This is a genomic window from Microcella sp. (genome assembly GCF_040286215.1).
Taxonomy (GTDB): domain Bacteria; phylum Actinomycetota; class Actinomycetes; order Actinomycetales; family Microbacteriaceae; genus Microcella.
The window spans coordinates 1-17,541 of record NZ_JAVKCK010000029.1 but is presented as its reverse complement, the minus strand read 5'-3'; the positions used below and the strand labels follow the sequence as shown (position 1 = coordinate 17,541).

The window sequence follows — 17,541 nt, the reverse complement described above, 5'->3', positions numbered from 1 at the left end:
CGTCCCGGGACCCGTCCCGGGAGGAGATCCGATTCTCGTCGTTGAGTCGTCGGGTCACAGCACCACCACATCCCCTATGAAAGGACACACAGTGAAGAAGAAAGCTCTTCTTTCCTTCGTGGCTGCCGGCGCCATGCTCGTCGGCCTGGCCGCATGCTCGGCAGACGCCGGCGACGGCGGCACGGACGGCGACGGCGAGGGCGGCCTCATCGGCGTCGCCATGCCCACGCGCTCGTCCGAGCGCTGGATCGCGGACGGCGCGGCCGTCCAGGCCGAGCTCGAGGCGGCCGGCTACGAGGTCGACCTCCAGTTCGCGGAGGACGACATCCCCACGCAGGTCTCTCAGATCGAGAACATGATCACGCGCGGTGCCGAGGCGCTCATCATCGCCTCGATCGACGGCACCACGCTCACCTCGGTGCTGCAGTCGGCCGCAGACAACGGCATTCCCGTCATTGCCTACGACCGCCTCATCCGCGACTCGGAGAACGTCAACTACTACGCGACGTTCGACAACTTCCTCGTCGGCCAGCAGCAGGCGTGGACCGTGCTCAACGGTCTCGGGCTGACCGACCTCGAGGGCAACGCTCTGCCGGATGCTCCGGCGGGTCCGTTCAACATTGAGCTGTTCGCCGGCTCGCTCGACGACAACAACGCGTTCTTCTTCTTCAACGGCGCGATGGACGTGCTCCAGCCGCTGATCGATGACGGCACGCTCGTCGTCAAGTCGGGTCAGACCGACATCGAGCAGGCCGCGACGCTGCGCTGGGACGGCGAAGTCGCTCAGAGCCGCATGGAGGACCTCCTGACGGCGAACTACTCCGATGGCACGAAGGTCGACGCGGTTCTGTCGCCCTACGACGGTCTGAGCCGCGGCATCATCTCGGCCCTCACCGACGCCGGATACGCCGTGGGCGTCGACTTCCCGATCATCTCGGGTCAGGACGCCGAGATCGACTCCGTGCGCGCGATCCTCTCCGGTGAGCAGTACGCGACGATCTTCAAGGACACGCGTGAGCTCGCGAAGGTGGCTGCCGGCATGGCGCAGGCCCTTCTCGAGGGCGGCGAGCCGCAGATCAACGACACGGAGACCTACGACAACGGCGTCTTCGTCGTACCGTCGTTCCTCCTGGGCCCGGTGCCCGTCGTGGCGGACAACGTCGAGTCGGCGCTCGTCGACACCGGCTACTGGACCGCTGAGGAGATCGGCCTCTAAGCAGGGCGCTACTCCAGCAGTACTGCACCGCCACTAGTCGGTGGTGGGGAGCTGAACTAGGCTCCCCACCACCGACCTCATCCCACCAATGACGCTTAGGAGAGGGCACCGAAGTGACCCAGAACATCCTCGAGATGCGCTCCATCACGAAGACCTTCCCCGGTGTGAAGGCACTGTCGGACGTCACCCTGGAGGTCGCGCCCGGTGAGATCCACGCGATCTGCGGCGAGAACGGCGCCGGCAAGTCGACGCTCATGAAGGTGCTGTCCGGGGTGTACCCGCACGGCACCTACGACGGCGAGATCGTCTTCGAGGGCCGAACGATGAAGTTCGGCGACATCAGCGAGAGCGAGGCCGAGGGCATCGTCATCATCCATCAGGAGCTCGCTCTCAGTCGCTACCTCTCGATCGCCGAGAACATCTTCCTCAACAACGAGATCAAGGGCCGCTTCGGCCTGATCGACTGGGACAAGACGACCGATGAGGCGACCAAGCTCCTCGCCCGGGTCGGGCTCTCCGACGATCCCGCGACCAAGATCATGAACATCGGCGTCGGCAAGCAGCAGCTCGTCGAGATCGCCAAGGCGCTCTCCAAGAAGGTGAAGCTCCTCATCCTCGACGAGCCGACGGCGGCCCTCAACGACGCCGACAGCGACCACCTGCTCGACCTCATCCTGCACCTCAAGGGGCAGGGCATCACGTCGATCATCATCAGCCACAAGCTCAACGAGATCAAGAAGATCGCCGATTCGGTCACGGTCATCCGCGACGGCAAGACGATCGAGACGATTCGTCGGGAGGAGGTCTCCGAGGACCGCATCATCAAGGGCATGGTCGGTCGCGATCTCGAGCACCGCTACCCCGACCACACGCCCCACATCGGCGAGGAGATCCTGCGCGTCGAGGACTGGACGGCCCACCACCCCCAGGATTCGAGCCGCGTGATCGTCGACAGGGTGAGCATCACCGCACGGGCAGGCGAGATCGTGGGTATCGCCGGGCTCATGGGAGCCGGTCGCACCGAGTTCGCGATGAGCCTCTTCGGCCACAGCTACGGCAGCCGCATCAGCGGCAAGGTCTACAAGCGCGGTCAGGAGATCAAGACGCGCACGGTCTCGGAAGCGATCAAGAACGGCATCGCCTACGCGACCGAGGATCGCAAGACGTTCGGGTTGAACCTCATCGAGGACATCAAGCGCAACATCTCGATGGCGTCGCTCGAGAAGCTCGTCTCGCTCGGCCTCGTCAATGACAACGAGGAGTACAAGGTCGCCAACGAGTACAAGGACTCGATGAACATCAAGGCGCCGAGCGTGCTCAACGCCACCGGGCAGCTCTCGGGCGGCAATCAGCAGAAAGTCGTGCTCTCGAAGTGGATCTACGCCGACCCCGAGGTGCTCATCCTCGATGAGCCGACCCGCGGCATCGACGTCGGGGCCAAGTACGAGATCTACACGATCATCAACCGTCTCGCCGCCGAAGGCAAGGCGATCGTCGTGATCTCCTCCGAGTTGCCCGAGCTGCTCGGCATCTGCGATCGCATCTACGCACTGTCCGAAGGTCGCATCACGGGCGAGATGCCCGTGGCCGACGCCACCCCCGAAGCCCTCCTCAAGCTCATGACCCTGGAGAAGCAGCGATAATGACTGACACGACAACGCAGAAGCCCACCGCCCCCGAGGGCAAGGGGCTGGGCCGACTCAGCACCAATGCGAAGCACATCGTCGCCGACCTCGGCAAGAACGGCATCTTCCTCGCGCTTATCGCGGTGGTCGTGCTGTTCTCGATCACGACCGACGGCATTCTGCTGCGGCCTCAGAACATCTCGAACCTCATCGTGCAGAACGGGTACATTCTGATCCTCGCGATCGGCATGGTGCTCGTCATCGTCGCCGGGCACATCGACCTCTCCGTCGGATCGATCGCCGCCTTCATCGGCGCGATATCGGGCGTGTTCGTGAGTGCCGACTTCCTCGGCCTGCCGTGGTGGCTGGCGATCATCCTCTCGCTGGCCGTGGGCGCGATCGTGGGAGCGTGGCAAGGATTCTGGATCGCCTTCGTCGGCATACCCGCGTTCATCGTGACGCTCGCGGGCATGCTCATCTTCCGCGGGCTCGCGCTCATCACGCTCGGCAACTCCAACATCGGCTCCTTCCCGGAAGAATACCGTGCGCTCGGCAATGGGTTCATCAACTTTCCCGTCGAGATTCTCGGTGAGACCGTCGACCCGCTGACGCTCGTGATCGGTCTCATCGCGATCATCGCGCTCGTCGTGCAGCAGTTCCGCACGCGCACCGGGCGCATAAAGTACGGGCAGTCCGTCGAGCCGCTGCCGTGGTTCATCGGCAAGATCACGCTCTTCTCGGTCGGCATCGGCGCCTTCGCCTATGCGCTGAGCGTGTTCAAGGGCATCCCGATCACGCTCATCGTGCTCGCGCTGCTCGTGCTGACCTACGGCGTCATCGCGAACCGCACGACCTTCGGCCGGCACATCTACGCGATCGGCGGCAACCGCCGCGCAGCCGAGCTGTCGGGCATCAAGACCCGCTCGGTGGACTTCTGGCTGTTCGTCAACATGGGCCTCCTCGCCGCTCTCGCGGGCCTCGTCTTCACCGCGCGCCTCAACCTGGCGGGCCCCAAGGCGGGCGACGGCTTCGAGCTCGAGGCGATCTCGGCGGCGTTCATCGGCGGCGCGGCGGTGCAGGGCGGCATCGGCACGGTCGGCGGCGCGATCATCGGCGGATTCATCATCGGCGTGCTCAACAACGGCATGTCGATCATGGGCATCGGCATCGAGTGGCAGCAGGCCGTCAAGGGTCTCGTGCTGCTGCTGGCCGTGGCCTTTGACGTCTACAACAAGCGCCGAGCAGGAACAGCGGCCGCGCGCTAGACGCTCGCGCACGACTCCGCCCCTCGACTCGCTGCAGCTCGGGGGGCGGAGCGCTGTGCGCTCGCCGAGGCCCGCTGCTGCGCCAGTAGGCTAGAGCGATGATTGACGGCTCTCCCGACTACCGCGACTCCGGCCTCGAGTTCTCCCCCGACTTCGTCTTCGGCTCGGCGACGGCGAGCTACCAGATCGAGGGCGCCGTGCGCGAGGACGGCCGGGGGGTCTCCATCTGGGATACGTTCAGCCACACGCCCGGCAAGATCGTCAACGACGACACCGGCGATGTCGCGTGCGACCACTACCACCGTGTGGAGAGCGACCTCGACCTCATGGCTGAGCTGGGTCTGGAGTCGTACCGCTTCTCGATCGCGTGGCCGCGCATCCAGGCAGACGGCACGGGCTCGCCGGACGAGAAGGGCCTCGCCTTCTACGGCCGCCTCGTCGACGGGCTGCTCGAGCGGGGCATCCGCCCCATCGCGACCCTCTATCACTGGGATCTGCCCCAGGCGCTCGAGGATCGCGGGGGGTGGACGCACCGCGACACCGCCTACCGGTTCGCGGACTACGCCCAGCACGTGGGCGAGGCGCTCGGTGACCGGGTGGCGATGTGGACGACGCTCAACGAGCCGTGGTGCAGCGCCTACCTCGGCTACGGCTCCGGCGTGCACGCCCCTGGTGTGACGAGCGGGCGGGCGGCGCTCACCGCAGTGCACCACCTGAACCTCGCGCACGGTCTCGGCCTCGCCGCACTGCGCTCGAGCGTGACACGCCCCGAGACCGAGTACTCGGCGACGCTCAACATCCACATGATTCGCGGGGCAGAGGACGCCGACGCTGATTCGCAGGAGGAGGCCGTGCGCCGCATCGATGCGCTTGCCAACCGCGCCTTCACCGGGCCGATGCTGCTCGGCGCCTACCCGCAGGATCTGCTCGACGACACCGCGAGCGTGACCGACTGGCAGTTCGTGCGCCCCGGCGACCTCGAGCTCATTCACCAGCCGATCGATGTTCTCGGCGTCAACTACTACTCGACCGTCACCGTGAAAATGTGGGACGGCCACTCGCCGCGCAGCAACGCCGATGGGCACGGGGCGTCGACCGGCTCGGCCTGGCCAGGGTCAGAGAACGTCGAATTCGTGGAGCAGGATGGCCCCTACACGGCCATGGGCTGGAACATCGCACCCGACGGCTTCGAGCAGCTGCTCGTCGACCTGCACCAGCAGTTTCCCGAGCTACCGCTCATGATCACTGAGAACGGGGCAGCCTTCGACGGCGACGAGGTCGTCGACGGGCGCGTGCACGACCCCGAGCGCGTCGACTACCTGCGCCGGCACTTCACGGCGGCCCACCGGGCTATGCAGCGCGGCGTCGTCCTGCGCGGCTACCAGGTGTGGAGTCTGCTCGACAACTTCGAGTGGGCATACGGCTACACCAAGCGCTTCGGCATCGTGCACGTCGACTACGAGACGCAGGAGCGCACGCTCAAAGACAGCGCCCGCTGGTACCGAGAGCTCATCAGCACCCACCGCATCCCGCAGTGACGACGGTTGTTCACCCCGGAGACTCGCTCTCGGGTCGCCAGAGGGCCGTCTACGTCCTCATCCTCGGTGCGCTGACCGCGCTCGGGCCGTTCACGATCGATCTCTACCTTCCTGCCTTCCCTGAGATCGAAAGTGATCTGGATGTCTCGACGGCCGTGGTGCAGCTGACCCTCACTGCCACCACCCTCGGGTTCGCGCTCGGCCAGCTGCTCGTGGGCCCGTGGAGCGACAAGGTGGGGCGGCGACTGCCGCTCATCCTTGCCACCTCCGTCCACGTGCTGGCGAGTATCGGCGTCGCCCTCTCGCCCGACATCTCGTGGCTGCTGGCCTTTCGCGTGCTGCAGGGCTTCGGAGCGGCAGCCGGCGGCGTCGTCGCCATGGCGACCGTGCGCGATCTGTTCGGCGGCTACCCGCTGGTGAGAATGCTCTCGCGCCTGGCCCTCATCACGGGCATCGCGCCGATCGCCGCGCCGGTGATCGGCTCCCAGTTGCTCCTCGTCATGCCGTGGCGCGGCATGTTCGGCGTGCTCGCCGCCTACGGCGTGATCATCATGGTGCTCGCCGCTCTCTTCATCGTCGAGACCCTGCCCCCGGCCCGCCGCGTCGAGAGGGGCCACTCGACCCTCGGCGAGCGCTACCGCTCGCTGTTCACCGACCGCGTCTTCGTGGGTGTCGCCATCATCGGTGGCATGACGTTCTCGGGCCTTTTCGCCTACCTCTCGGCGTCGTCTTTCCTCTTTCAGGATGTGTACGGGCTCGACCCGCAGGGTTACGGCCTGCTCTTCGCCGCCAACTCCATCGGCGTTGTCATCGGCGTGCAGGTCAGCTCGCGTCTGGCAAAGTACGTCGGGCCGGCATGGATCCTCGCCGGCTCAACGGCCGTACTGCTGGGCAGCGCCATCGCGATCGTGGTGCTCGAGCTCGCGGGGGCGGGACTGCTCGGCACGGTCATCCCGCTGTGGTTCTTCATCACCGCCTGCGGTTTCGGCTTCCCGTGCGTCCAGGTGCTCGCGCTCGCGAACCACGGCAGGGAGGCAGGCACGGCAGCCTCGGTTCTCGGCGCGATGAACTTCGGGCTCGCCGGGCTCATCTCGCCGATCGTCGGGCTTTTTGGCATCGCCGATGCCGTGCCCATGGGGTCGGTCATGGCGATCACGGCGACCGTCGCGGTCGCGAGTCTCTGGTTCATCGTGCGGCCGCGCACCGTGCCGGCGCTCAGCCGCTGAGAGGCCTGCCGGGTAGTCTGTCGCGAATGTCGTCACCCGCTCGCCGCCGCGTCGTGCGGCACTGGCCGATCCTCAGCGGTGGCATCGCTGTCGGTGTCGCCGCTCTCCTGGGCGTGATCCTCGCCGTGCGCGAGGGCCCCCTCGAGGTCGACGAGGAGTGGATGAGCGAGGTGCTCGAGGAGCGGGGCCCCTGGTGGGATATTCCTGCGCTCCTCATGAACTGGCTCGGGGGCGGCATCGTCGGGGTGGTCGTGGTTCCGCTCGCGATCGTCCTCGCGCTCTTCGTCGTGCGCCGTCCGGTGGGGGCCGCCGTGTTCCTCCTCGCCTCAGCGGTGAGTGCGGTGCTCGTGCAGGTGATCAAGTCGGCGGTCGGCCGAGCGCGCCCGGAGGAGATGCTCGTCGTGAGCGACGTCGGCTCGTTCCCGTCGGGGCACGTCGCGAATGCCGCCACGATGGCCGTGACGCTCGCTCTCATCCTCGCTCTCCAGCGTGACCGGTGGTGGTTCTGGATGCTCGGGGCCGGGTATGTGCTCGCCATGGCCCTCAGCCGCACCTATCTGGGTGTGCATTGGCTCAGTGACACGATCGGCGGCGCGCTGCTCGGCGCCGGCATCGCGGTCGTGCTGTGGGTGCCGTTCGCGCGTCGGCTGGCGGAGGAACCGCGAGTGCGCCGCGCGGCTCGAGCGGAGCATCCCCTCTAGCGCTGTATTGTCCAGATGGATAACATGGACTTATGAGAATCCTGCTTGTCGGCGCCGGAGGCGTCGGAGACGCCATCGCCAAGATCGCCGCCCGCCGCTCCTTCTTCGAGACCGTGATCGTCAGCGACTACGACCTCGCGCGCGCCGAGCGCACCATCGCCTGGATCACCGACAAGCATGGCCCCCAGGGCGACCGCTTCATCGCCGCGCAGATCGACGCCTCCGATGCCGCCGTGGTGGAGAGCGTGGCGCGGGAGCACGGAGCCACGCACGTCATGAACGCCGTCGAGCCGAAGTTCGTCATGCCAATCTTCACCGGCGCGATCGCCGCCGGCGCCGACTATCTCGATATGGCCATGAGCCTCTCGCAACCCCACCCCGAGGAGCCCTACGCCCGCACGGGCGTCAAGCTCGGCGACGAGCCGTTCGCCGTCGCCGACGACTGGGAGGCCGCCGGTCGCCTCGCGCTCGTCGGCATGGGCGTCGAACCCGGCCTCAGCGACGTCTTCGCTCGCTACGCCGTCGACCACCTCTTCCGCGAGGTCGACGAGCTCGGCACCCGCGACGGCGCCAACCTCGTCGTGCGCGACGAGGACGGTACCGAGATCTTCGCGCCATCATTCTCCATCTGGACCACGATCGAGGAGTGCCTCAACCCGCCCGTCGTGTGGGAGAAGGATCGCGGCTGGTACACGACGCCGCCGTTCAGCGAGCCCGAGGTCTTCGACTTCCCCGAAGGCATCGGCCCCGTCGAGTGCGTCAACGTCGAGCACGAAGAGGTGCTGCTCATGCCGCGCTGGCTCGAGGCGAAGCGCGTGACCTTCAAGTACGGGCTCGGCGATGAGTTCATCGGCATTCTCAAGACGCTCAACCAGCTCGGGCTCGACAAGACCGAGCCGATCCGCGTGCGCTCGACCGAAGGCCCCGTCATGGTGAGCCCGCGCGACGTCGTCGCCGCCGGGTTGCCCGACCCCGCGACGCTCGGCCCGCGCATGACCGGCAAGACCTGCGCCGGCATGTGGGTCACCGGCACGGGCACGGACGGCACCCCCCGCGAGGTGTACCTCTACCACGTGAGCGACAACGAGTGGACGATGGCCGAGTACGAGGCGCAGTGCGTCGTCTGGCAGACCGCCCTCAACCCCGTCATCGCGCTTGAGCTGCTCGCGACCGGAGCGTGGAGCGGAGCGGGCGTGCTCGGCCCCGAAGCCTTCGACGCGAAGCCCTTCCTCGACCTCATGGCCGCGCCCGAGAGCGAGGGCGGCTACGGCCAGCCCTGGGGGCTCGAGGAGCGTCAGCCCGCCTAGAGTCGAGGGGTGAACAGTCCTCCCCAGCACCACGGGGTCCGCACGGTGACCCTCCGCGCGGGGCCGCGCCGACGGGCGACTCTGATGCGGGTCGTCATCGCGCCCGACTCCTTCAAGGGCTCCGCCACCGCGGCGGCCGTCGCGGCCGCGCTCGCCGACGGATGGCGCAGCGTGCGGCCCGACGACGAGCTGCTGCTCGCACCGATGGCCGATGGCGGGGAGGGGACGCTCGACACGGTCGCAGCGGCGTCCGCCCGGTCGACGCGCATGCCGGTGGTGGTCACCGGTCCGCAGGGGCGATCGGTGCCGGCCGAGTGGCTGCTGCTCGAGGAGCCCGACGGCACGCGCACCGGTCTGGTGGAGCTGGCGCTGTGTTCGGGCCTCGAGCTGCTCGACGAGTTCGCGCCCGACACGGCCCACACTCTCGGATTCGGGCAGGCGATCAGCGCCGCGCTCAAGCACGGCGTCGACCGCCTGATGCTTGCGCTCGGCGGCAGCGCGTCGAGCGACGGCGGTGCGGGAGCGCTCGTGGCGCTCGGCGCGCGGCTGCGGGACGCGGCCGGCCAGCCCGTGCCGCTGGGGAACGCCGGGCTCGCGCGCATCACGGCCGTGGACTGGTCATCCCTCGTACCACTCCCCGCCGACGGAGCCGTGCTGCTCAGCGACGTCGACAACCCGCTGCTCGGCGAGCGCGGCGCGATCGCCGTCTTCGGCGCGCAGAAGGGCGTGCGGACCGATCGTGCCGACGCTGCCGAATCCGCCCTCGCGCGCTTCGCCGACGTTCTGCGCGACAACCCCGGCCGCGCGCTGCCCGAGATGCCGGGAGCGGGTGCGGCGGGCGGCACCGGTTTCGGGATGCTCGCCTGGGGTGCGACGATGCACTCCGGCGCACGGACGATCGCTGCGACGATCGGCCTCCCCGCGTCGATCCAAGGCGCCGACCTCGTCATCACAGGTGAGGGGCGCTTCGACGGGCAGTCGGCGGGCGGCAAAGCCCCCGTCGAGGTGGTGCGGCTCGCGCGAGGCAGCGAGGTGCGCTGCGCGCTCGTCGCGGGTCGCATCGACGCGCCGCCGACCGGCTTCGGTTCAGCCGTCTCGCTCACCGAGCTCGCCGGGTCATCGGTGGCGTCTCGTGCGCGGCCGCTGCACTGGCTGCGCGAGGCGGGCAGGCGTCTCGCGCTCGAGTGAGGTGTCTGAGCCGGATTAGGCTGGCCCCATGACGGATGCGCACGATGCGGTCGCGGCCGCGAAGAAAGCTCTTGCCGAGGCCGAGGCGGCGCTCGCCGCGGCGACCGCCCAGGCGCAGAGCGCAGCGGAGGCTCCGGCGGCAGAGGCGTCGGCGGACGCGCCGTCGTCGGGCCCTCTCGCGGAGAGCGAGGTCGACGCCATCCGCGCGGGATACGAGGCCGACGGTGCGGTGCTGGAGATGGGCGCTCTCGTCAACGGCGACGCGCGCGCCGACGTACCCGTGCGCATCCCGATCGCGATGACCAACCGGCACGGCCTCGTCGCCGGTGCGACGGGCACCGGCAAGACAAAGACGCTGCAGGTGCTTGCCGAGCAGCTCAGCGCCGCCGGCGTTCCCGTGTTCGCGGCCGACATCAAGGGCGATCTCAGCGGCATCGCCGCTCCCGGCGAGCCGGGCGAGAAGCTGCTGGCGCGCACGAAGGGCATCGGTCAGGACTGGGCGCCGGCGGGGCACCCGACGGAGTTCTACTGCCTCGGCGGCATCGGCCACGGCGTGCCGATCCGCGCGACGGTCTCCAGTTTCGGGCCGCTCATGCTCGCCAAGGTGCTCGGGCTGAATGACACGCAGGAGTCGAGCCTCGGGCTCGTCTTCCACTACGCCGATCAGGAGGGGCTGCCGCTCGTCGACCTCTCCGACCTGCGCGCCGTCATCCAGCACCTCACGAGCGACGAGGGCAAGGCGGAGCTCGCCGAGCTGGGTGGGCTCAACAAGGCCACCGCGGGAGTCATCCTCCGAGAGCTCATCACCTTCGCCGCTGACGGCGCCGACGTCTTCTTCGGCGAGCCTGAGTTCGACACCGCGCACTTCCTGCGCACGACGGCCGACGGGCACGGCATCGTGAGCCTGCTCGAGGTGCCGGGCGTGCACGACAAGCCCGCGCTGTTCTCGACCTTCCTCATGTGGCTACTGGCCGACCTGTTCAACGACCTCCCTGAGGTCGGCGACCTCGACAAGCCGAAGCTCGTGTTCTTCTTCGACGAGGCGCACCTGCTGTTCAAGGATGCGTCCAAGGACTTTCTCGCCGCCATCACCCAGACCGTGCGGTTGATTCGATCGAAGGGTGTCGGCATCTTCTTCGTCACGCAGACGCCGAAAGACGTGCCGAGCGACGTGCTCGCCCAGCTCGGCTCGCGCGTGCAGCACCAGCTTCGTGCGCACACGCCCGACGCGGCGAAAGCGCTCAAGGCCACCATCTCCACCTACCCGACGTCGGGATACGACCTCGGGGAGGTGCTCACGACCCTGGGTATCGGTGAGGCCATCGTGACCGTGATGAACGAGAAGGGTGCTCCGTCGCCCGTCGCCTGGACGAGGTTGCGGGCTCCCCAGGGGTCGATGGACCCTGCACCCGAAGCGCTCATCGAGTCGACCATCGCGGCGTCGCCCCTGCTCGCGCAGTACGGCACCGCCGTCGACCCCGAGTCGGCGCGGGAGATGCTCGCCGCTCGCATGAACGCCGCCGCCGAGGCGGAGGCCGCGCGCGAGGCCGAGGCGGCTCGCCTCGAAGCGGAGGCCGCCGCGACGGCGCAGCGTGATGCGGCCCAGGAGGAGTACGAGCGGGCCCTGCGCGACCTGCAGAAGAAGGGGCGCACGACGACGCGCACGACCACGCGGGCGCCGGCACGACGCGGCGGTGGAGCGGCTGGCGGCATCGGCGACCTGCTCGGTTCGCGCGCGGGTCAGACGATCGTCCGCGAAGTCGTGCGCGGCATATTCGGCACGCTCGGGCGTCGCTGAGTGGGGCAACCCGAGGGCGGGCCTCCCGGGATTCGATGGCGGAGGATAGGGGATTCGAACCCCTGAGAGCTTGCACTCAACACGCTTTCCAAGCGTGCGCCATAGGCCACTAGGCGAATCCTCCAGGCGCATTCCGCGCAAGCGGAACAACCCCAGCGATCCTACCGGTAAACTCGACGACGGCTCCCCGCGTGGCGCCATCCAGGCCAACTCCCCCAGGGCGGAAACGCAGCAAGGGTAACCGGGCTCTGGCGGGTGCGCGGGGGGTCCTTCGCATGAGGGCGTGCCGGACGCGGGGCGAAAGGCCCAGGCGACCCGGCGCCCGCGCGCCTAGGCTGGGGGCAATGTCGCGCAGCATCTACGTCACCTCCGCCGAAGGCAACTCGGGCAAGTCGACCGTCGCCCTCGGCCTCGTCGACACGCTCAGCCATCAGGTGCAGCGGGTCGGCGTCTTCCGCCCGGTGGCCCGCTCGCGCGAGGAGCGCGACTACGTGCTCGAGGTGCTGCTCGGGCACAACGGCGTCGACCTCGACTACGAGGACTGCATCGGCGTCGGCTACGACGAGGTGCACGCCGACCAGGAGGCGGCGCTCGCCGTGATCGTGGAGCGGTTCAAGGCCATCGAGCGGCGCAGCGACGCGGTCGTGATCGTCGGCAGCGACTACACGGACGTCGCGAGCCCCACCGAGTTGTCGTTCAACGCACGCGTCGCCGCGAACCTCGGTGCACCCGTCGTGCTCGTCCTCGGCGGCCGGCTCTCCGGGGCGTCCGGCGGGCGCGGCCTCGCCGAGAGTGGCCCGCGATCGGCGGACGACGTACGTCGCGTCGCCGAGGTCGCCGTCGCCGAGCTCGAGCACGAGCACGCGCAACTGATCTCGGTCATCATCAATCGGGCGGATGCTGCGCTCACCGACTCGCTCACCGCGGCCGTGCAGGCGGTCGCCTCCGACGCCCTCGTGAGCGTGATCCCCGAAGACCCCTACCTGATCGCTCCGACGGTCGCGAGCGTCATCGCGGCCTGCGACGGCGAGTTCCTCCGCGGAGACGAGGCGCTCCTCGGCCGGGAGGTGCTCGGCGTCGTCGTGGCGGGCATGTCGATGGAGAACGTGCTGCCGCGACTCACCGAGGGGGCTGTCGTGCTCGTGCCGGGAGATCGGTCGGAGGTGCTGCTCGCCGTGCTCATGGCGCACGAGAGTGAGACCTTCCCGAGCGTCGCGGCGGTCATCCTGTACGGCGGTTTCGACACCCCGGCCTCCGTGCAGTCGCTCGTCGACGGGCTCGACCCCGCCCTGCCGATCGTTCGCAGTGGCTCGGGAACCTACGATCTCGTGCTGCGCGTCATGGAGGCGCGCGGCCGTCTCGCCGCGGACTCTCAGCGCAAGTACGACACGGCGCTCGCCCTGTGGGAGGCGCACGTCGACCACGACGCGCTGATCGCCAGGCTCGACGTCGCGCGATCCGAGGTGGTCACGCCGTTGATGTTCGAGTTCGAGCTGCTCGAACGCGCCCGAGGCGACCGCAAGCGCATCGTGCTGCCGGAGGGTGACGACGACCGCGTTCTGCGCGCCGCAAGCACTCTCTTGCGCCGAGGCGTGGTCGATCTCACGATTCTTGGCGAGGAGTCGGAGGTGCGAGGGCGCGCGGCCGAGCTGGGGCTCGACCTGTCCGGCGCCACCGTGACGAGCACCCACGAGGAGGAGCTGCGGCACCGCTTCGCCGAGGAGTACGTGCGGCTGCGGTCGCACAAGGGCGTCAGCTACGAGACCGCGCGCGACGTCGTCACCGACGTGAGCTACTTCGGCACGATGATGGTGCACCTGGGCCTCGCCGACGGCATGGTGAGCGGCGCCGCCCACACGACGGCGCACACGATCCGACCGAGCTTCGAGATCATCAAGACCGACCCGGGGGTCAGCGTCGTCTCGAGCGTCTTCCTGATGTGCCTCGCCGACCGTGTGCTGGTCTACGGCGACTGCGCGGTCATCCCCGACCCGACGAGCGAGCAGCTGGCCGACATCGCCATCTCCTCCGCCGCGACCGCGCAGCAGTTCGCGATCGAGCCGCGCATCGCGATGCTCTCGTACTCGACGGGCGAGTCGGGGTCGGGCGACGACGTGGAGAAGGTGCGCGCGGCGACGAGGCTCGTGCGCGAGCGCCGCCCCGATCTGCTGGTGGAGGGCCCCATCCAGTACGACGCGGCCGCCGAGCCGAGCGTCGCGGCGACGAAGATGCCCGACTCGGAGGTGGCCGGGCGCGCGACGGTCTTCGTCTTCCCCGACCTCAACACCGGCAACAACACGTACAAGGCGGTGCAGCGCTCGGCAGGTGCCGTGGCGATCGGCCCCGTGCTGCAGGGCCTGCGCAAGCCGGTCAACGACCTCAGTCGCGGCGCCCTCGTGAGCGACATCGTCAACACCGTGGCGATCACGGCGATCCAGGCGCAGCGCACGCCGCCGCCGCCCACGACGCCCATCTCGACGCTCGGCGGCACGGGCGGGTCGATGCGCGAGGGCACCGGCCTCCCCGACGACACGGGCGTCTGATGCGCGTCTTCGTCGTCAACTCGGGCTCCAGTTCGATCAAGTACCAGCTCATCGACGTCGACTCGGCCGAGGTCGTGCTCTCCGGGCTGCTGCAGCGCCTCGGCGAGGAGGGCGGCGATGCGGCGGATCACGAGCAGGGGATGCGCGTCGTCCTCGACCGGCTGGGCGAGGAGGCGGCCTCGATCGGCGCGGTCGGTCACCGCGTCGTGCACGGCGGCAGCGTCTTCACGGCGCCGACCCTCGTGACCGATGACGTCATCGCCGGCATCGAGGCGGTGAGTGAGCTCGCTCCCCTGCACAATCCGGCGAACCTCGCCGGCATCCGAGCCGCCCGTTCCTCTCTCGCCGACGTGCCGCAGGTGGCCGTCTTCGACACCGCCTTCCACCAGTCGATGCCCGCCGAGGCCTACACCTACGCGATCGACCGCGCGGTCGCCGACCGGCACGGCGTGCGCAAGTACGGCTTCCACGGCACGAGTCACGAGTTCGTCGCGCACGGAGCCGCCGACCTGCTCGGGGCCCCGCTCGACGAGCTGCAGCTCATCGTGCTGCACCTCGGCAACGGTGCCTCGGCCGCCGCGATCGATCGCGGCCGCTCGATCGATACCTCGATGGGCCTCACTCCGCTGCAGGGTCTCGTCATGGGCACGCGCTCGGGCGACCTCGACCCTGCCGTGCTCGTGCACCTGCACCGCGTCGCCGGCCTGAGCGTCGACGAGCTCGACACGCTGCTCAACAAGCGCTCGGGCATCCTCGGTCTCACCGGCCATAGCGACATGCGCGACGTCACCGACGCCGCCGCCGAAGGGGACGCGCTCGCCGAAGCCGGTCTCGCCGTCTGGGCCCACCGCATCCGGCACTACATCGGCGCGTACCTCGCCCAGTTGGGCGGCCTCGACGCGGTCGTCTTCACGGCGGGGGTGGGCGAGAACAGCCCTGCGCTGCGTGCGCGCGTCATCGACCGGCTCGGCCATCTCGGGCTGCGCGTCGACCCGTTCCTCAACGAGCGGGCTGCTCGAGGGTCGCGTGTCATCTCGCCGGCGTGCGACGGGCCGGCCGTGCTCGTCGTGCCGACGAACGAGGAGCTCGCGATCGCGCGCGCGACCGCGGCCGTCGTCACCTGAGCACCTCCGCGCCCAGACACGCCGAAAGTGACACACCACGTGAAACGTTCGGCGTGAGTTGTCACAAACGGGGTGACGGGGCAGCGCCCAGGGCTACAGCGGGAGCTCGGCGATGGGCGTCGGCCCCGAGACGACCTCGAACTGCTGGCGCACACCGCGACCGCTCATGAGCAGGTCGGCCACGAGGTGGGCCACGTCCGCACGCGGGATGCTCCCCTCGACGTTCTCGCCGATCTCGACCTTCCCCGTGCCGGGCTCATCGGTGAGACCGCCGGGCCGCACGATCGTCCACTCGAGATCGTCGTGCGCGCGCACGGCGGCGTCGGCCTCGGCCTTCGCCTTCAGATAGATCTGGAAGATGTCGTCGGAGTCCGGGTCGAACGCGTCGGCGCGGCGGGACGAGATGACGACCATGCGGGTCACGCCGGCCTGCACGGCGGCGTCGGCGAGCAGGATGGCGCCGTCGCGGTCGACGGTGAGCTTGCGCTCGGGCGTGCTGCCAGGGCCCGAGCCGGCGGCGAAGACAACGGCGTCGCAACCCGTGAGCACTTCGGCGAGGCCCGCGTCGTCGGTCTTCTCGAGGTCGATCACGACGGGGGTGGCGCCGTCGGCCTCGATGTCGGCGGCCTGCACCGGCTTCCTGATGAGCGCGAGCGGCTCGTGACCGGCCTCGGCGAGTCGGCGGGCGAGCAGGCGGGCGATCTGGCCGTGACCTCCGGCGATGGCAATACGCATGGAGGCCAGTCGAGCAGGTCAGGCTCCGTGCGGCCTGTGTGCGAGCATCCGCGACGGGGGTCGCGACTACGCTGGGGGCGTGGTCACCGCCCTCTACCGTCGCTATCGCCCCGAGACGTTCGCCGAGCTCATCGGGCAGTCGCACGTGACGGACCCGCTGCGGTCGGCACTGCGCCACGACCGCGTGAACCACGCCTACCTGTTCAGCGGGCCGCGCGGGTGCGGCAAGACCACGAGCGCCCGAATTCTCGCGCGCTGCCTCAACTGCGAGCAGGGCCCGACAGACACGCCGTGCGGCACGTGCCCGAGCTGCGTCGAGCTCTCGCGTCAGGGCGGCGGCTCGCTCGACGTGGTGGAGATCGACGCCGCGAGCCACAACGGAGTCGACGATGCGCGCGACCTGCGCGAGCGTGCCGTGTTCGCGCCGGCGCGCGACCGCTACAAGATCTTCATCCTCGACGAGGCGCACATGGTGACGCCGCAGGGCTTCAACGCGCTGCTGAAGATCGTGGAGGAGCCGCCGGAGCATGTGAAGTTCATCTTCGCGACGACGGAGCCCGAGAAGGTCATCGGCACGATCCGCTCCCGCACGCACCACTACCCGTTCCGGCTGGTGCCGCCCGCGCAGTTGCTCGACTACGTGGGGGAGCTGGCGCGCAGCGAGAAGGTCGAGATCGAGCCGGGCGTGCTGCCGCTCGTCGTGCGCGCCGGCGGCGGCTCGGTGCGCGACACGCTCTCCCTGCTCGACCAGCTCATCGCGGGCTCCGAGGCGAGCACGGTCACCTACGAGCGCGCGGTCGCGCTTCTCGGCTACACCCACGGCGCGCTGCTCGACGAGGTGGTCGACGCGCTCGCCGATCGGGATGCCGCCGCCGCCTTCGGCGCCGTCGACCGGGTCATCCAGACGGGTCAGGACCCTCGCCGTTTCGTCGACGACCTGCTCGAGCGGATGCGCGACCTCATCGTCGTGCAGGCCACGCCTGACCACGGCGCGGCCGTTCTGCGGGGCATCCCTCAGGACGACCTGGAGCGCATGGGTGCGCAGGCAGGCCGCTTCGGCCCCGCCGAGCTCTCGCGCGCGGCCGACGTCGTCAACCGTGCCCTCACCGAGATGACCGGCGCGACCTCGCCGCGGCTGCACCTCGAGCTCATGACCGCGCGGCTGCTCGTTCCCGCCGCCGACGAGTCGACCCGGGGTGCCCTCGCGCGGGTCGAGCAGCTCGAGCGGCAGGTGGCCGGCGGGGGCGCCGCGACGAGCGCGAGCCCGCCCGCGGC

General features: G+C 69.2%; 13 protein-coding genes, 1 tRNA gene and 1 other RNA gene. 13 read left to right on the top strand and 2 right to left on the bottom strand.

The annotated features are described in order from the left end of the window. Nucleotides 1–76 precede the first annotated feature (76 nt). The 9 genes from chvE (at nucleotide 77) to RJQ01_RS12090 (ending at nucleotide 11,864) form a co-directional block, all read left to right on the top strand. Entirely contained in the window at nucleotides 77–1,216 is a 1,140-nt protein-coding gene (gene chvE / locus RJQ01_RS12130; protein WP_502885268.1) for a multiple monosaccharide ABC transporter substrate-binding protein, read from the top strand. 113 nt (nucleotides 1,217–1,329) lie between these two features. Then, nucleotides 1,330–2,859, top strand: a complete 1,530-nt coding sequence (gene mmsA, locus RJQ01_RS12125) for a multiple monosaccharide ABC transporter ATP-binding protein (protein ID WP_350476983.1) — start codon at nucleotides 1,330–1,332, stop codon at nucleotides 2,857–2,859. Nucleotides 2,860–2,906: 47 nt separating this feature from the next. Further along, nucleotides 2,907–4,106, top strand: a complete 1,200-nt coding sequence (gene mmsB / locus RJQ01_RS12120) for a multiple monosaccharide ABC transporter permease (RefSeq protein WP_502885273.1) — start codon at nucleotides 2,907–2,909, stop codon at nucleotides 4,104–4,106. A gap of 98 nt (nucleotides 4,107–4,204) precedes the next feature. Next, nucleotides 4,205–5,644: a GH1 family beta-glucosidase gene (locus tag RJQ01_RS12115; RefSeq protein ID WP_350476981.1), complete on the top strand. Its 1,440-nt coding sequence runs from the start codon at nucleotides 4,205–4,207 to the stop codon at nucleotides 5,642–5,644. After that, nucleotides 5,641–6,870 (top strand): multidrug effflux MFS transporter, encoded by a 1,230-nt coding sequence (locus RJQ01_RS12110; RefSeq protein ID WP_350476980.1) that lies wholly within the window; start codon nucleotides 5,641–5,643, stop codon nucleotides 6,868–6,870. Before RJQ01_RS12115 ends, RJQ01_RS12110 begins: the two co-directional genes overlap by 4 nt. A gap of 26 nt (nucleotides 6,871–6,896) precedes the next feature. Beyond that, nucleotides 6,897–7,571, top strand: coding sequence for a phosphatase PAP2 family protein (locus tag RJQ01_RS12105; protein ID WP_350476979.1), 675 nt, complete (start codon nucleotides 6,897–6,899; stop codon nucleotides 7,569–7,571). A 32-nt stretch (nucleotides 7,572–7,603) separates the two neighbouring features. Then, entirely contained in the window at nucleotides 7,604–8,878 is a 1,275-nt protein-coding gene (locus tag RJQ01_RS12100; protein WP_350476978.1) for a saccharopine dehydrogenase family protein, read from the top strand. An 84-nt stretch (nucleotides 8,879–8,962) separates the two neighbouring features. After that, entirely contained in the window at nucleotides 8,963–10,066 is a 1,104-nt protein-coding gene (locus RJQ01_RS12095; RefSeq protein ID WP_502885272.1) for a glycerate kinase, read from the top strand. 28 nt (nucleotides 10,067–10,094) lie between these two features. Then, nucleotides 10,095–11,864 (top strand): helicase HerA-like domain-containing protein, encoded by a 1,770-nt coding sequence (locus RJQ01_RS12090; protein ID WP_350476976.1) that lies wholly within the window; start codon nucleotides 10,095–10,097, stop codon nucleotides 11,862–11,864. Between the two features lie 36 nt (nucleotides 11,865–11,900). On the opposite strand, the gene RJQ01_RS12085 is transcribed toward RJQ01_RS12090, so the two are convergent. Next, nucleotides 11,901–11,988, bottom strand: a tRNA-Ser gene (locus RJQ01_RS12085). Between the two features lie 54 nt (nucleotides 11,989–12,042). Between RJQ01_RS12085 and ffs the strand changes: the two genes are divergently transcribed. The 3 genes from ffs to RJQ01_RS12070 all read left to right on the top strand — a co-directional run bounded on the left by ffs (nucleotide 12,043) and on the right by RJQ01_RS12070 (nucleotide 15,531). Further along, an RNA gene (gene ffs, locus RJQ01_RS12080) (signal recognition particle sRNA small type) lies at nucleotides 12,043–12,139 on the top strand. 69 nt (nucleotides 12,140–12,208) lie between these two features. Next, nucleotides 12,209–14,407, top strand: a complete 2,199-nt coding sequence (gene pta, locus RJQ01_RS12075) for a phosphate acetyltransferase (RefSeq protein ID WP_350476975.1) — start codon at nucleotides 12,209–12,211, stop codon at nucleotides 14,405–14,407. Next, nucleotides 14,404–15,531, top strand: coding sequence for an acetate/propionate family kinase (locus tag RJQ01_RS12070; RefSeq protein WP_350477087.1), 1,128 nt, complete (start codon nucleotides 14,404–14,406; stop codon nucleotides 15,529–15,531). The genes pta and RJQ01_RS12070 overlap by 4 nt, the downstream gene beginning before the upstream one ends. A 93-nt stretch (nucleotides 15,532–15,624) precedes the next feature. Here the strand turns inward: RJQ01_RS12070 and RJQ01_RS12065 are convergent, their stop codons facing one another. After that, nucleotides 15,625–16,266, bottom strand: coding sequence for an SDR family oxidoreductase (locus tag RJQ01_RS12065; RefSeq protein ID WP_350476974.1), 642 nt, complete (start codon nucleotides 16,264–16,266; stop codon nucleotides 15,625–15,627). Nucleotides 16,267–16,345: 79 nt separating this feature from the next. Here RJQ01_RS12065 and RJQ01_RS12060 point away from each other — a divergent pair. Further along, nucleotides 16,346–17,541: DNA polymerase III subunit gamma and tau (locus tag RJQ01_RS12060; protein ID WP_350476973.1), on the top strand; the 1,196-nt coding region annotated here is incomplete at its 3' end.